The following is a 13,807-nucleotide window of genomic DNA, read 5'->3' as shown; positions in this document are numbered from 1 at the left end:
ATGCATAAACAGATCGCTGCGGCCTGTGCCGCAGGGTTTGATACGGATGTGGTAATGTCAGACACGGGTTATCGTTTTCCCAGCCTCATGACGCAGAGGCTTACACTGGTGTCCCCTGCGGAGGCCGGTTTCGACGCGCATGATGCCTTTTTGCGGATTGGCGCCCCGCGCTTCATTGATGCAGCTGACGATCCAGATGCGCTCTGGTGGTCGATTGCAACCATCATTGGCCACTGGCACCTTCGCGGTTATGGGTTGTTCGCCTTGGTCGAGCGCAGCACCGGACGCCCAGTCGGCATGATCGGCCCATGGTTCCCCAAAGGCTGGCCCGAACCCGAACTCTCCTGGCACCTGACAGAGGATGCGCGGGGCAAAGGCTATGCAAGCGAGGCGGCAGAAGCCGTTCTTGACTGGCTCTTCCGTGAGAAAAACTGGAGCAATATCGCGTCTTTCATTCCGGAAGATAACGCCGCATCCATCGCTCTGGCGCAGCGCATCGGCGCCCGCCCTGAGCAATTGGTGTCTTTCCGCCTGGCCCCGGCCAACAACATGCGAACCTGGCGGCATCAGCCTCGCCAGCGTCTCTTGGGCGAACCTGTGATAACCGGGCGTCTCCAATGACCTTTCGTCGTTATTTCAGCAACGTAGGGTGTGCCTGATGCCCTCGTCCATCCCAGTGATCGAAACCAAACGTCTGGTTCTTCGGGGCCCCGAAGCCGTGGATTATCCCGACTTCAAGGCAACCTTCAGCTCTTATCGCGCGCGCTTCATGGGCGGTCCACTGAACCCGTACGAAGCTTGGATGCTTTACGCGGCTGAGATCGGCCATTGGCAGGTGCGCGGGTTTGGCATGTGGATGATCCACGACAAGATCACCGAGGAAACCTACGGGATGGCCGGAGGCTGGATGCCCGCAGGCTGGCCCGAACGCGAAATCGCCTGGATCATCTGGCCCGACGCCGCTGGTAAAGGCTATGCGCTGGAAGCCACTCATGCGGCGCGCAACTATTATTACAATACGCTCGGCTGGGATGGTGCGGTCAGCTATATTGATCCAAAGAATTTGGATTCGATCCGGTTGGCAGAACGGCTGGGCGCACAGAAGGATCACGATGCTGCGACGATTGACGGCAGTGACGCTGTCTATCGCCACCCGGCCCCGAATGCGCTGAAGGACAGCCAGCTGGTCCATGGGATCGAGATGGAAATCAGCCACTACGCAGATCCCCTGTTCAAACCGGAGGGCTGGGCGCTTGACTGATCCCATCATCCACAGCCGCGCAACGCGCGTCCCATTCATTCCCTCGTGGAGCCAGAAATGACGACAGAGACCCAAGATCCCGTCGCCCGTGCAGCGACGCTGCTGAAAGGCCACCGCGAGAGCATTGATCGCCTTGATGCTATTCTCGTCTACACTTTGGGCGAGCGATTCAAGCACACCCAGGCGGTGGGCCAGCTCAAGGCTGAACACGACCTTCCCCCGTCCGATCCGACGCGCGAAACCGCGCAGATCGCACGGCTCGAAGACCTGGCGGAACAGGCCGACCTGGACCCCGATTTCGCCAAGGCTTTCCTGAATTTCATCATTCAGGAAGTCATCCGACACCATAAGAAACACCAGGAATAACAGGGATATCCCTGTAAACGCCATTAAAGGAGACTGAACCCATGGCAATGAAAATTCGTCTGGCCCGCGGCGGCTCGAAAAAGCGTCCCTTCTATCGCATTGTGGCTGCTGACAGCCGCATGCCGCGCGATGGTCGCTTCATCGAAAAGCTGGGCACCTACAACCCGCTGCTGCCGAAAGACAGCGAAGAGCGCGTGAAAATGGACATGGAGCGCGTGCAGCACTGGCTGGATCAGGGCGCTCAGCCCACAGATCGTATCGCTCGGATGTTGGAAGCTGCTGGCGTTCGCGCTAAGGTGGAGCGGAACAACCCCAAGAAAGGCACCCCGGGCAAGAAAGCTCAGGAGCGCGCCGAAGAAAAAGCAGCCAAGGCTGCTGAAGCGACTGCAGACGCGGAGTAAGTTGATGAACATGCGGGACAATTCATTCTCTGAAGACTTCCGCATGCAACTTGATCTGTTGATGCGCGTCCGGCGCGATGTGCGCCGGTTTCGCTCCGATCCGGTGGACGAGGCAGTGCTTACGCGCTGTCTCGACACCATTCAGCTGGCGCCCTCGGTCGGGCTCAGCGAACCCTGGCGGGTGATCCGTGTCGAAAGTGACGCAGCCCGGGCCGCCGCACTTGAAAATTTCGAGACCGCAAATGCCTCCGCGCTGGCAGGCTTTTCCGAAGCCAAAGCTGAGCGTTATGCCAAGCTGAAACTGTCCGGCATGCGCGAAGCACCGGTTCAGCTGGCGATTTACTGCGATGATTCCACCACCAAAGGGCACAAGCTCGGCGCTGGCACCATGCCGGAGATGCGCCGCTACTCTGTCGTCACTGCTGTGACCTTGTTCTGGCTCGCCCTGCGCGCCGAAGGTCTGGGGCTGGGCTGGGTGTCGATCCTTGATCCGCAACAGCTGAACCGGGATCTGGATGTTCCGGCCGACTGGCAGTTGATCGGATATTTCTGCGTTGGCCACCCGGAGCGGATGTCCAAAACACCGGAACTGGAACAGCTGGGCTGGGAAACCCGCCGCAACGCATTGCCGGTCGAAACCCGGTAATCCACAGATGTGGCGATTGATCCGGCTTGCGGTTTTTGTTCTGATCGCCTTTACCGCAGGTGTTCTCTATGAACGCAATTACCAAACAGAACGCTGTGGACTCGCAGGCGGCACTTGGACTGCTGCTCGTTTCTGCAAAGGATGGACAGAATGACTGAGCAGATTTGCGTGGGTGCAATTTCCGGCTCTTACGGGGTACGGGGCGAAGTGCGGCTGAAGAGCTTCTGCGCCATGCCCGAAGACATCGAAGACTATGCGCCGCTCAGCAATGAAGACGGCAGCCAAACCTATACGATCACCTTGGTCCGCGCCATCAAGAACGGGTTTACCGCCCGTATCGGCGGGATCGAGACCAAGGAGCAGGCCGATGCATTGAAGGGGATCCGCCTGTTTGCACCACGAGAGCGGCTACCAAATCTCCCGGATGATGAATATTACCACACCGATCTAATGGGTCTTGAGGTTTGTGATACCGGCGGGACACTGCTGGGGACCGTAAAATCGGTCCAGAACCACGGCGCCAGCGATCTTTTGGAAATCACTCTCCCAGCGGAGAGTAGAACCGTGCTGCTACCGTTCACGCTGGCGGCTGTACCGACGGTTGATCTTGCAAGCGGACGCATCATCGCAGACCCGCCGGATGGCGTATTCTGAGCCCGTCAGCCTTCAGCTGCCAACAGTTGCTCCAGAACATTTTGAGCACCGGCCACGACTTCGGTGGTGCGCCGGTGTTGATCCGATGGCCTCGCTGCCAGAGCGGACCACAGTTTGAACAGACGCCAGATGAAGAAAAACCGGAAGAGCGGATCAGCTGTCAGCTGCATGCCATATCCGTCTTCGAATGCCACCCAATCCGCGCTGGCAATACCGCCGAAACCGGGCTGACGTCCGTTAGGTGCCAGGTGATCCGGACAGTTCGATAGCCAAATATCTGCGATGTCCCGTTGGGGAAAAATCCCCTTGTGGTTTGAATAGTCGATGAAGGACACCTCGGTGTCGGACATCATAATATTACGCAGATGCAAATCGCCGTGTTCTACCGCACCGCGAAAAACCTGCCCGCGGGCAGAACGTCCAGCGCGATGCAGCAACGCACATAGTCCTAGGAATTTTTTGGGTTTCAGGACTTGAAATTGCCCCGCCCGAACAGCTTCTGCCCGAGTTGAAACCTGTTTCAAAAATGATTTGGGCCAAAACCTTCGTTCTCCAACGTCCGATACACGGTGAAGCGCAGCAACAGCATGCCCTATCCGCCGAAGCACATCTGCTCGCTCACCAAACCCGTACTCACTCATCGATAGTGCGCGGTACGCTGTGTCACCCTCGGCGAAATCCATCAACACAACAACGCGATCCCGATCGCGCCACAATATCGAAGGTGATGACACACCTGGGACTGCGCTCAGCCTCTCCGACGCCTGTTGATGCCTGTCTAGAGACTTGCATTGCCACACGGCGTTGGCTTCATCAAACGCAGCTCTCAAAACATAGTGTTGCCCGGTTGCCGTTTTCACCGCCTGAACGCTACGAACATGCTGATACCGGCTGTTCACCAGAAGCTGACGAAACCGGGCACCTTCGGCATCCAGACCAAGGTCCGATGCAATACGCGGCCAGAACGCTCTGGCGCGCGCCTGCACATCCTCGATTGCGGCCTGATACTCACGGTCGGTTACATTGGGGGCCATTTCCGGATTCATCCAAACACCAAAGCTTTTTATTGCGTGTCGTTCTAACTGGATTAAACAGCGTCTCATGAGTGCACAAAACAAATCTCACGGCCGCAAGGCCATTCGCCCCTCGTTCAAGCCGCGCGAGTTGATAACACCGACACCAGATCTCGCCGGTGTGTGGAAAGCGAAGATCATGACGCTGTTCCCGACTGCCTTCCCCGGCATTCTGGGCGAAAGCCTGACCGGCAAGGCCCTGCAAGAGGGTCTGTGGCAGTTGGATACGGTTGATCTGCGCCAGTTTGGTATCGGCAAACATCGCAACGTCGACGACACCCCGGCAGGTGGGGGAGCGGGCATGGTGCTGCGGGCAGACGTACTGGGAGATGCGATTGAGCATACGATGGCGGGCACCTCTGGCAACTGGCCGTTGATTTACCTGTCCCCGCGCGGGCGGCGCATGGATCAGGCCTTGATGCAGAATCTTGCACGTTGCGACGGGGTCACCTTGCTCTGTGGTCGTTTCGAGGGCGTCGACGAGAGGGTGTTGCAGCACTACGGCATTCAGGAAGTCTCCCTAGGGGATTTCGTCATGACCGGCGGCGAGATTGCTGCGCAGGCGATGATCGACGCCACTGTTCGGCTGATCCCCGGTGTGCTGGGCAATCAGGCCTCGACCGAAGAGGAGAGTTTTTCCTCCGGCCTGTTGGAACATCCGCAATATACCCGCCCAGCGGAATGGAAAGGACAGAGCATTCCTGATGTGCTGATGTCCGGCCATCACGGTAAAATCGCAGAGTGGCGGCAGAAAATGAGTGAAGAGATCACGCAAGCCCGCCGTCCTGATCTCTGGCAGGCCCACCAGGACCGCAAGACGTCAGACTGAACGATCCGAAGGCGGGATTTGCGGTTCTTAAACGCGGCCTCTCCTCTTGATCCGCTGACCAAACAGGCATAGAAGGCGCCTGTCTGGATTCGCTTTTGCGTCTATGGACCTGTGTTCTGTTGCATTATGAAATCCCTGACCCGTCTTCTTCGGCAATTTAGGGTGCGCACGGTACACGCTTAGGAAAGAACGGAGTGATCTCTGGCGGGCTGCTATCTGCGGGACCCGGTGAAGACCAAGAGCTCTCGCAACCGCGCAAAACTTCGTGGGCAAAACCACGAGCAATTATAGGAGACCTGCGATGGACCTGATCGCACAGTTGGAGGCGGAACAAGTTGCCGCCCTGGGGAAAGAGATCCCCGATTTCAAAGCCGGTGACACCATCCGCGTCGGCTACAAAGTGACCGAAGGCAGCCGTTCGCGCGTGCAGAACTACGAAGGCGTCTGCATCAGCCGCAAAAATGGCTCCGGCATCGCCGGTTCGTTCACCGTTCGCAAAATTTCGTTTGGCGAAGGCGTGGAGCGTGTGTTCCCGCTGCACTCGACCAACATCGACAGCATCACTGTCGTTCGCCGCGGCCGTGTGCGTCGCGCGAAACTGTACTATCTGCGCGCCCGTCGCGGTAAATCCGCACGGATTGCAGAAGATACAAACTACAAAGCCAAAGCGTAAGGAGTGGTATCATGAAAGCAGACACCCATCCCGAATACCACTTCATCGACGTCAAAATGACCGATGGCACCATCCTCAAGATGCGCTCCACCTGGGGCAAAGAGGGTGACACCCTGGCGCTGGACATCGACCCCACCGTGCATCCCGCATGGACCGGTGGCTCCACCCGTCTGATGGACGCCGGTGGCCGCGTATCCAAGTTCAAGAAGAAATACGAAGGTCTGGGCTTCTAAGCCAACCTGGTCTTATTTTTTCGGAAAACGCCGCTCCTTTGGGCGGCGTTTTTTGTTGCGACTCCGGCGACCATGTTCATTGCGCAAATTCGCCCTGGGGAAACTACAGAGCCTAAATCAGGCCCTAACCTGCGGATATCGCGCTTCCCATCGATTCGCCCCGACAGTATAGTTAGCCCAAGATGCGCAGTATTTCGCGCAGTGATTGGGGGAAGTGAACGTGGCGCATATTATTGTCGTCGGCAACGAAAAAGGTGGGGCGGGCAAATCCACCGTCTCCATGCATGTGGCAACCACGCTGGCCCGGCTGGGGTATAAAATTGCCGCCTTGGACCTTGACCTTCGACAGCGGTCGCTCGGGCGCTATCTGGAAAATCGTAAGGCGTTCATGGAGAAAGCAGCGCTGGAGCTGCCACTGGTTGCGCTGCACGAGCTACCTGAAATCGATGCCGATAGCCTGCAACCGGGCGAAAATGTCTATGATCATCGGCTGTCTGCTGCGGTTTCCGAACTGGAACCCAGCAATGATTTCATCCTGATCGACTGCCCCGGATCGCATACCCGCCTGAGCCAAGTCGCCCATTCTCTAGCAGACACGCTGATCACTCCGCTGAACGACAGTTTTGTCGATTTCGACCTTTTGGCCCATACCGACCAGAAGGGTGAGAAAATCACCGGCCCGTCCGTCTATTCCGAAATGGTCTGGAATGCGCGGCAGCTGCGGGCCCAAGCCGGGTTGAAGCCGATTGACTGGATCGTGATCCGTAATCGTGTTGGCACCCAGCGCATGGTCAATAAGGAAAAGATGGAACGCGCTATTTCCATGCTGTCCAAGCGGATCGGCTTTCGTGTGGCGCCCGGTTTTTCCGAACGGGTGGTCTTTCGTGAACTGTTCCCGCGTGGGTTGACGCTGCTGGACCTCAAAGATATCGGCGTCAAACAGCTCAACATCTCAAACGTCGCCGCGCGCCAGGAACTGCGCGACATGATGAAATCGCTGAACCTGCCAGGCGTGGATGTCGATATCTGACCACCACCCCACCACCGGTGAAGCCGGACCGATCGTGCAGCGCGGCGGGCGTCGGCTGGTCCTGATCCTTGGGCTGGCAGTTGCTGAACTGTTTGTCATTATGGTGGCCTATCAACTGCTGGCGAATGTGCATTGCAAATTCACCGGCGCAGATCTTGCCTGCACAACTGTCCGCTCGATCGCTGGGCGCTTGTTGGCCCTTCTAACTGTGCTCGGGCTTTATCTGATCCTGATGCCTAGCGCATATCACGCATTGACGGCAGCCATAGGACGAGCCCAGAGACGCCCCTCAGCGCTGGCGCTCAACCTTGCGGGTCTAATAATCGCACTTGTCCCGCTACTGCTCTTTGGTCCGGCCGGGATCAACGCCTGGATCTCACCAACCCTTATTCTGATCTGCCTAGGTGGTGGTGTTGCAGGGCTGGGGGGGCTACTGGCGCTCATGCCGCTACGCGCGTGGCTGACTTGGTTGCGCGGTTGTGGGATCTCTTTGACGCTTGCGCTTATGGTCGCGCTGGTCATGCCGGACATCACCCGCATGATGGAACCCATCTGGAACATCGAGGCGCTGACCTCGGTGACCTTCATTCTGGTGACATGGGTACTGGAGGCCTCTGGCGCAACGGTCTGGTCTGATGCGGCGCTGCATCTGATCCGGGTTGACGGGTTTCTGGTGGAAATCGGCGAACCATGCTCGGGCGTAGAGGGCTTTGCGCTCGTGACCACATTCATGGGGCTATATGCGCTGCTGATGGGACGCGATATTCGTCAGACGCGGTACTGGCTGGTCTTGTTCCCTGCTGCGCTTCTGCTCAGCTGGGCATTCAATATTGTACGTATTGCCATCCTGATCCTGATCGGTGCGTGGATTGCACCGGAGCACGCCGTTAACGGTTTCCACAGTTACGCCGGCTGGCTGATGTTCACGCTGTTGGCACTGCTGGTGCTGGCCATTGCGCATCGCTCTCGCTGGTTGCAGAGCAATCCGGAGGCGCTGGCCGCAGCTGCGGCTGAACTGCCGCCGATGCGCGCTGATATGCTGCTTGCCTCCATCATCCCATTTATCGTGATGATGTTAAGCGGTGTGCTGGTGTCCGCGATTTGGGCGGATCCTGCGCAAGGATACCCGCTGCGTGCGGCGATGATGGCCGCCGCAGTGTTCGTATTCTGGCCTGCCCTGCGCCAGTTGGCGTATCGACCAAGGCCAATTGACATCGCCGCCGGGGCCGCAATTGCTGCTGTCTGGATCGTCATGTCCACACCCGATATCAGCCGAGGCGATATCACGGATGAACGAAATGCCCTCTGGATAGGGACACGACTGCTTGGCACAATCATTCTGGTCCCGATTATCGAAGAGTTGTTCTTTCGCGGATATCTGCTGCGTCGCATGGCAGGACAAGGTCAGATTCTACGGGCCGTTATCGCACTTCTCATAACGAGCGCCCTCTTTGGCCTGATGCACGACCGTTTTGCCTTGGGAATGGCGGCTGGCGCCATCTTTGGTGCGCTGTATTTGCGCGGGGGTGGTCTCTCTGCGGCGATACTGGCTCATATGGTGGCCAATGCGCTGATCGCCTATGTCGCCTTTGCCACGGGAAACTGGGCCCTGATCTAGGCCCGGTTTCCTCTGACGACCTACCCTGCGGTAGAGTCAGCTATTTACGGACCGACGGCGGCGCAGTTCCCAGGTCAACAGCAGTGCTGCTGCAACGGCCGCGACGGCCAGCAGACCTGCGCTGACATCAATCTCCGGCACCGTCTGGCCACCACCGTTGCCATTTCCGTTGCCACCGCCATTACCCCAACCGTTTCCCCAGCCATTGCCCCAGCCATTTCCGTTGCCGTTCCCGGGGCCGCCCGCATCCGGCCACTCCCCCGCTGCAAAGGCATTCGGACCAGTTGCAAGCCACACCGCCGCCGCGGCTGTCAGATGGGTCATGCGCAGTGTCAGTTTCATTGCATCTTATCCTTGCTGCTCCGTCGCTGTCCGGGGTGACGCGTTGCGAGGTTTCGACGAACCTCACTGACCACACCCTTTCCTGCTCTCAGCACTAAGGGAGAAAAATGCGAAAATTATGGCAAATTTTACCTTTCGCTGAATTCCAGCCCCAACAAGCCGCAGTAATTACCCCTCGTAGATCGTGAACAACTCCACCGGCTCCGCGACACCGCGCAGCATATAGCGACCCAACGAGACCAGATCATGGTTGGTCGGCTGAGCTGCTTTTTGCACCTGCTCAGATACGATAATGCTGCGCCCAACCGAAGTATGCATACCTGAGATCCGAGCCGTCAGATTGACGGTTGGTCCGATAACTGTGAAATCCAGCCGATTCTCAGAACCGATATTTCCATATAGAATTTCGCCGGCGTGCAGCGCCAAAGTAAAATCCGCAGTTGGCACCTCCTGCGCAGAACGCTGCATATTTCGCTTGCGAATTTTCCCCTGTAACGCGCTGGCTGCAGCTAGGGCAGCAGTCGCATCCTCGTCGATGCTGCCAAGGTCGAACATGGACAATATGCCATCACCCATGAATTTCAGAATATTCCCGCCATGGGACTGGATCGTCTCAACAGCCAAACCGAAGTAATCGTTGAGCATATCAATCAGTTCAGCACCCGGAATTTGTTCTGCCAGCTGGGTAAACCCTTTCAGATCAAAGTAGCAGATCACCGCATCAATCTGGCGGGAAGATCCGCGTTGAATTTCTCCCGACAAAACCCGTTGACCGGCGTCGCGGCCCAGATAGACCTGCAGCAGATCTTTGGCCATCTGCTGTGCAGACGCCGCGCGCAGCGCCAATGCCAGATGTGAGTAAATCTGGCGGATCAAGGCCAGGTCTGTCTCTGTAAACCCCTCAGGATGATCGGTCGACCAAGAGGACAAAATGCCCTCGCCCGGGCGCCGAGGGTCAAAAGGCGCATCAGCGAAATCACCGAACCGCTTTGCCAAAGCAAAGTAATCCGTGGCCCCACGCTGCTTGAACTGCGCCAACGCTGGAAACCTCTCTAGAACATGGCCCGCCAGCCTACTGCGGAACTCCGGAACGTCGCGTTCCAACATGTAATAGAAGGTGCTGTAGAGCCATTCATCCCGTGGGGTATCGCTGTGTTCGTAAAACTCATGCGACAGCCCATCGGCCCGCGTCCAGCTGAACCCAATACCACCATATTTCGGATGATAGGCGCGCTGTGCGAGATGGAAGCGTAGCAGAGGTACCCCGGTATCGGCGAGCCTCTGGCAGAATCCCTGCAACATCTCCTGACGGCTGGCCCCTCGTAGCCCTTCAGCAGTGAGCCAGTCGATTATCGGCGTGGCGCGTGAAGCAGCATCCGTCATTATGCACGGCCTCATATTGTGGTCCCGGTCCAATCTGAGGCCTTGGCCCGGCGATGTCTATGGCTCAATTCCTGCAAGTTTGCGCAACATATGCCGCAGCGCCGCACTTTCCCCGTCGCTGAGACGACCTGCGAGTTGACGGTCATAGATCGCAGCCTGCGTGCTCAGGTCTCGGTAAGCCGCCTCACCTTGCGACGTAAGTTCCAGGTGCTCGGCCCGACGATCTTTCTCATCGCGATGACGCAGCACAAAACGACGTTCTGCAAGTTTCGCAACCGCCCTGCTGATCTTCGTCTTATGTATCTTAGCACGTTGGCCGATCTCAGTTGCTGTCATGCGACCGTAATTGCCCAAGTGAAACAGCACTCGCCATTCATTACGCAGCATTCCATAGCGATTCTTGTAGTGCTTTTGAAACTCGAGCGAGGACTCCTCTGCCGCCCGGTTGAGCAGATACGGCAAGAAATCCTGCAAAGCGAAGTCATCTTTTTCATCCATAGGGCAGAGCTATCCCTTGTTAGTTACAAAATCAACTATTACCGAAACTAAGCATACCAAAAGGAGCGCGTCATGAATCACAAAGTCGATGCCCATGAAATGATCCAGGCCCCGTCTCTTGCCGGGCCTCACGCGGGCTATATGCCCGGATTTGGCAATGACTTTGAAACAGAAGCGTTGCCCGGCGCCCTGCCGCAGGGGATGAACAGCCCGCAGAAATGCAACTACGGTCTTTATGGCGAACAGCTGAGTGGCACCGCCTTTACTGCCCCAAGCCACCAGAATGAGCGCACCTGGTGCTATCGCATTCGCCCCTCGGTAAAACACTCTCATCGCTATACCAAGATTGATCTGCCCTATTGGAAGTCTGCCCCGAACGTGGACCCGGATGTGATCAGCCTCGGTCAGTACCGCTGGGATCCTGTGCCCCATGGCACAGAGGGGCTGACCTGGCTCACGGGGATGCGCACCATGACCACGGCGGGAGACGTGAACACCCAAGTTGGCATGGCAAGCCATATCTATCTTGTCACAGACTCGATGGTGGACAGCTATTTCTATTCTGCGGATTCCGAACTGCTGGTCGTTCCGCAGGAAGGGCGTCTGCGGTTTGCGACCGAACTGGGCGTCATCGATCTCGAACCCCAGGAAATTGCCATCATCCCACGCGGGCTGGTTTACCGGGTCGAAGTGCTGGATGGCCCCTGTCGCGGTTTTGTCTGCGAAAACTACGGGCAGAAGTTTGAGCTGCCCGGCCGAGGTCCCATTGGCGCCAACTGTATGGCCAACCCGCGCGACTTTAAGGCACCAGTGGCGGCGTTTGAGGATCGTGAGACGCCATCCACCGTCACCATCAAATGGTGTGGCCAGTTCCACGAGACCAAAATCGGTCACTCACCGCTGGATGTGGTGGCCTGGCACGGCAACTACGCACCAATGAAATATGACCTGCGGACCTATTGCCCGGTTGGGGCCATCCTGTTTGATCACCCGGATCCGTCGATCTTTACCGTGCTGACCGCCCCATCGGGCCAGCCCGGCACCGCAAACATCGATTTCGTCCTGTTCCGGGAACGCTGGATGGTGGCAGAAGATACCTTCCGCCCGCCGTGGTATCACAAGAACATCATGTCCGAGCTGATGGGCAATATCTATGGTCAGTATGACGCCAAGCCACAGGGCTTTGTCCCCGGTGGTGTCAGCCTGCACAATATGATGCTGCCGCATGGCCCAGACAGGAACGCCTTTGAGGGCGCATCCAACGCAAACTTGGGTCCGGAAAAGTTGGACAACACCATGTCCTTCATGTTCGAGACGCGCTTCCCACAGCATCTGACGCCATTTGCCGCCAATGAGGCACCACTGCAGGATGACTACATAGATTGCTGGGCCGACATCGAAAAGAAATTCGACGGCACCCCTGGCAAAAAGTAAGCAAAAGGGGGCGCTGCCCCCTCTGCGGCCCTGAGGGCCGCATTCACCCCCGGAGTATTTCGGGAAAGATGACTGGAGCAGCGGCTCCCAAACAAAAGGATCACGCATGCCTTTGATGAAATCCTGGGTCCCCTCTGCAAATAGTGCGGCCCACCCCTTCCCGCTGAACAACCTTCCTTATGGGGTGTTCTCTGTCGACGGCGATGATCCGCGCTGTGGTGTGGCGATCGGCGACATGATTCTGGATATGCAGGCCGCCGAGGAGGCCGGACTGATCCAGCTGGGCGATGCGCCGCTGTTCGACGTGCCCTATTGGAACGACCTGATGGAAGAAGGCCCGGCCGTCTGGGCCGCGCTGCGCGACCGTCTGACCGCGCTGCTGTCCGAAGGCGCTGCCGAGCAGGAAAAGCTGGAACCCCTGCTGGTTCCCGCTGCCGATGCCGAGCTGCACATGCCGTTTGCAGTCAGCGAATACACTGACTTCTATGCAGGTAAGAACCACGCCTTCAATGTCGGCACGATGTTCCGCGGCCCGGAAAACGCACTACCGCCGAACTGGCTGCACATCCCGATCGGCTATAACGGTCGCGCGTCCTCTGTCGTGGTGTCCGGCACCGATGTACGCCGCCCCTGGGGCCAGTTGAAGGGGCCGAACGACGACGCACCCCGCTGGGCGCCCTGCGCACGGTTCGATATCGAGTTAGAAATGGGTGCTATCGTCGGCACCCCCTCCGATGGTCCCATCACAGTGCAGGAGGCAGACGATCATATCTTTGGCTATGTGTTGCTGAACGACTGGTCGGCGCGTGATATCCAAGCCTGGGAATACCAGCCGCTGGGACCATTTCAGGCTAAGGCGACGGCCAATACGATCAGCCCCTGGATCGTGACAAAACCGGCGCTGGAACCGTTCCGCTGTGACACACCAGAGCGCGAGGTGGAATTGCTGGACCACCTGAAGGACTGCGGGCCGATGCTCTATGACATCGACCTTGAAGTAACGCTGGCACCGGAAGGCAAAGAGGCCACAACCATCGCGCGGACCAACTACAAGGAAATGTACTATTCCGCGGCGCAGCAACTGGCACATCACACCACCTCTGGCTGCCCGATGAACGCAGGCGACTTGCTGGGGTCCGGCACCATCTCCGGCCCCACTAAGGAAAGCCGGGGATCTCTTCTGGAACTCAGCTGGGGCGGCAAGGAGCCGCTGACGCTGGACACCGGCGAGGAGCGGTCCTTCATCGCTGATGGCGATACGCTGACCCTGAAAGGCGCGGCCAAAGGCGACGGCTACACCATCGGATTCGGCGACTGCACTGGCACTGTCCTGCCCGCGCTTGAAGACCCCTACGCAAGATAAGGA

The 13,807-nt window shown here is 57.9% G+C and carries 17 protein-coding genes; 13 read left to right on the top strand and 4 right to left on the bottom strand.

The genetic code is table 11. From position 1 onward, the window contains the following. The 6 genes from GAL_RS00950 to rimM all read left to right on the top strand — a co-directional run bounded on the left by GAL_RS00950 (position 1) and on the right by rimM (position 3,328). Positions 1–621 carry a GNAT family N-acetyltransferase gene (locus tag GAL_RS00950; RefSeq protein WP_244462787.1) on the top strand — a complete coding sequence of 207 codons (621 nt, stop codon included), beginning with the start codon at positions 1–3 and terminating at the stop codon, positions 619–621. A 37-nt stretch (positions 622–658) separates the two neighbouring features. After that, positions 659–1,261 carry a GNAT family N-acetyltransferase gene (locus GAL_RS00945; RefSeq protein ID WP_024095737.1) on the top strand — a complete coding sequence of 201 codons (603 nt, stop codon included), beginning with the start codon at positions 659–661 and terminating at the stop codon, positions 1,259–1,261. Between the two features lie 57 nt (positions 1,262–1,318). Next, complete coding sequence (locus tag GAL_RS00940; RefSeq protein WP_024095736.1) at positions 1,319–1,627, top strand: chorismate mutase; 309 nt, start codon at positions 1,319–1,321, stop codon at positions 1,625–1,627. 41 nt (positions 1,628–1,668) lie between these two features. Next, positions 1,669–2,028, top strand: a complete 360-nt coding sequence (rpsP, locus tag GAL_RS00935; RefSeq protein ID WP_014876104.1) for a 30S ribosomal protein S16 — start codon at positions 1,669–1,671, stop codon at positions 2,026–2,028. A 4-nt stretch (positions 2,029–2,032) separates the two neighbouring features. Beyond that, positions 2,033–2,674, top strand: coding sequence for a 5,6-dimethylbenzimidazole synthase (gene bluB / locus GAL_RS00930; protein WP_024095735.1), 642 nt, complete (start codon positions 2,033–2,035; stop codon positions 2,672–2,674). Between the two features lie 150 nt (positions 2,675–2,824). After that, entirely contained in the window at positions 2,825–3,328 is a 504-nt protein-coding gene (rimM, locus tag GAL_RS00925; protein WP_024095734.1) for a ribosome maturation factor RimM, read from the top strand. Between the two features lie 5 nt (positions 3,329–3,333). Here rimM and GAL_RS00920 read toward each other — a convergent pair whose 3' ends face one another. Continuing rightward, complete coding sequence (locus GAL_RS00920; RefSeq protein ID WP_244462788.1) at positions 3,334–4,374, bottom strand: phosphotransferase family protein; 1,041 nt, start codon at positions 4,372–4,374, stop codon at positions 3,334–3,336. Positions 4,375–4,429: 55 nt separating this feature from the next. Here GAL_RS00920 and trmD point away from each other — a divergent pair, with 55 nt between their 5' ends. From trmD to xrtE, 5 genes are all read left to right on the top strand, one after another. Next, positions 4,430–5,230 (top strand): tRNA (guanosine(37)-N1)-methyltransferase TrmD, encoded by an 801-nt coding sequence (gene trmD / locus GAL_RS00915; protein WP_024095731.1) that lies wholly within the window; start codon positions 4,430–4,432, stop codon positions 5,228–5,230. A gap of 301 nt (positions 5,231–5,531) precedes the next feature. Further along, complete coding sequence (gene rplS, locus GAL_RS00910; RefSeq protein ID WP_014876109.1) at positions 5,532–5,903, top strand: 50S ribosomal protein L19; 372 nt, start codon at positions 5,532–5,534, stop codon at positions 5,901–5,903. Positions 5,904–5,914: 11 nt separating this feature from the next. After that, a complete protein-coding gene (rpmE, locus tag GAL_RS00905) occupies positions 5,915–6,136 on the top strand; it encodes a 50S ribosomal protein L31 (protein ID WP_014876110.1) in 222 nt (73 codons plus the stop codon). 220 nt (positions 6,137–6,356) lie between these two features. Beyond that, the gene (locus tag GAL_RS00900) at positions 6,357–7,166 is read left to right on the top strand and encodes a division plane positioning ATPase MipZ (protein ID WP_024095730.1); all 810 of its coding nucleotides are present in this window, start codon (positions 6,357–6,359) and stop codon (positions 7,164–7,166) included. Further along, a complete protein-coding gene (xrtE, locus tag GAL_RS00895) occupies positions 7,153–8,784 on the top strand; it encodes an exosortase E/protease, VPEID-CTERM system (RefSeq protein ID WP_024095729.1) in 1,632 nt (543 codons plus the stop codon). Before GAL_RS00900 ends, xrtE begins: the two co-directional genes overlap by 14 nt. A 36-nt stretch (positions 8,785–8,820) precedes the next feature. Here xrtE and GAL_RS00890 read toward each other — a convergent pair whose 3' ends face one another. The 3 genes from GAL_RS00890 to GAL_RS00880 form a co-directional block, all read right to left on the bottom strand. Beyond that, positions 8,821–9,126, bottom strand: a complete 306-nt coding sequence (locus GAL_RS00890; RefSeq protein ID WP_024095728.1) for a VPEID-CTERM sorting domain-containing protein — start codon at positions 9,124–9,126, stop codon at positions 8,821–8,823. A 168-nt stretch (positions 9,127–9,294) separates the two neighbouring features. Then, the gene (locus tag GAL_RS00885; RefSeq protein ID WP_024095727.1) at positions 9,295–10,509 is read right to left on the bottom strand and encodes an adenylate/guanylate cyclase domain-containing protein; all 1,215 of its coding nucleotides are present in this window, start codon (positions 10,507–10,509) and stop codon (positions 9,295–9,297) included. A 57-nt stretch (positions 10,510–10,566) separates the two neighbouring features. Further along, entirely contained in the window at positions 10,567–11,007 is a 441-nt protein-coding gene (locus GAL_RS00880; protein ID WP_014878845.1) for a MarR family winged helix-turn-helix transcriptional regulator, read from the bottom strand. 72 nt (positions 11,008–11,079) lie between these two features. On the opposite strand from GAL_RS00880, the gene hmgA reads away from it, so the two are divergent. Beyond that, on the top strand, positions 11,080–12,441 hold the full coding sequence (hmgA, locus tag GAL_RS00875) for a homogentisate 1,2-dioxygenase (RefSeq protein WP_024095726.1): 1,362 nt from the start codon (positions 11,080–11,082) through the stop codon (positions 12,439–12,441). A gap of 106 nt (positions 12,442–12,547) precedes the next feature. Beyond that, the gene (gene fahA, locus GAL_RS00870) at positions 12,548–13,804 is read left to right on the top strand and encodes a fumarylacetoacetase (protein ID WP_024095725.1); all 1,257 of its coding nucleotides are present in this window, start codon (positions 12,548–12,550) and stop codon (positions 13,802–13,804) included. The last annotated feature ends 3 nt before the right edge of the window (positions 13,805–13,807 follow it).

This window comes from Phaeobacter gallaeciensis DSM 26640, from assembly GCF_000511385.1.
GTDB classification, from domain to species: domain Bacteria; phylum Pseudomonadota; class Alphaproteobacteria; order Rhodobacterales; family Rhodobacteraceae; genus Phaeobacter; species Phaeobacter gallaeciensis.
This window is presented reverse-complemented; position numbering and strand designations above follow the sequence as displayed.

Coding starts and splice junctions, on each gene's coding strand:
- GAL_RS00950 (WP_244462787.1), top strand. CDS start 1: ATGCATAAACAGATCGCTGCGGCCTGTGCCGCAGGGTTTGATACGGAT.
- GAL_RS00945 (WP_024095737.1), top strand. CDS start 659: ATGCCCTCGTCCATCCCAGTGATCGAAACCAAACGTCTGGTTCTTCGG.
- GAL_RS00940 (WP_024095736.1), top strand. CDS start 1,319: ATGACGACAGAGACCCAAGATCCCGTCGCCCGTGCAGCGACGCTGCTG.
- rpsP (WP_014876104.1), top strand. CDS start 1,669: ATGGCAATGAAAATTCGTCTGGCCCGCGGCGGCTCGAAAAAGCGTCCC.
- bluB (WP_024095735.1), top strand. CDS start 2,033: ATGAACATGCGGGACAATTCATTCTCTGAAGACTTCCGCATGCAACTT.
- rimM (WP_024095734.1), top strand. CDS start 2,825: ATGACTGAGCAGATTTGCGTGGGTGCAATTTCCGGCTCTTACGGGGTA.
- GAL_RS00920 (WP_244462788.1), bottom strand. CDS start 4,374: ATGAATCCGGAAATGGCCCCCAATGTAACCGACCGTGAGTATCAGGCC.
- trmD (WP_024095731.1), top strand. CDS start 4,430: ATGAGTGCACAAAACAAATCTCACGGCCGCAAGGCCATTCGCCCCTCG.
- rplS (WP_014876109.1), top strand. CDS start 5,532: ATGGACCTGATCGCACAGTTGGAGGCGGAACAAGTTGCCGCCCTGGGG.
- rpmE (WP_014876110.1), top strand. CDS start 5,915: ATGAAAGCAGACACCCATCCCGAATACCACTTCATCGACGTCAAAATG.
- xrtE (WP_024095729.1), top strand. CDS start 7,153: ATGTCGATATCTGACCACCACCCCACCACCGGTGAAGCCGGACCGATC.
- GAL_RS00890 (WP_024095728.1), bottom strand. CDS start 9,126: ATGAAACTGACACTGCGCATGACCCATCTGACAGCCGCGGCGGCGGTG.
- GAL_RS00885 (WP_024095727.1), bottom strand. CDS start 10,509: ATGACGGATGCTGCTTCACGCGCCACGCCGATAATCGACTGGCTCACT.
- GAL_RS00880 (WP_014878845.1), bottom strand. CDS start 11,007: ATGGATGAAAAAGATGACTTCGCTTTGCAGGATTTCTTGCCGTATCTG.
- hmgA (WP_024095726.1), top strand. CDS start 11,080: ATGAATCACAAAGTCGATGCCCATGAAATGATCCAGGCCCCGTCTCTT.
- fahA (WP_024095725.1), top strand. CDS start 12,548: ATGCCTTTGATGAAATCCTGGGTCCCCTCTGCAAATAGTGCGGCCCAC.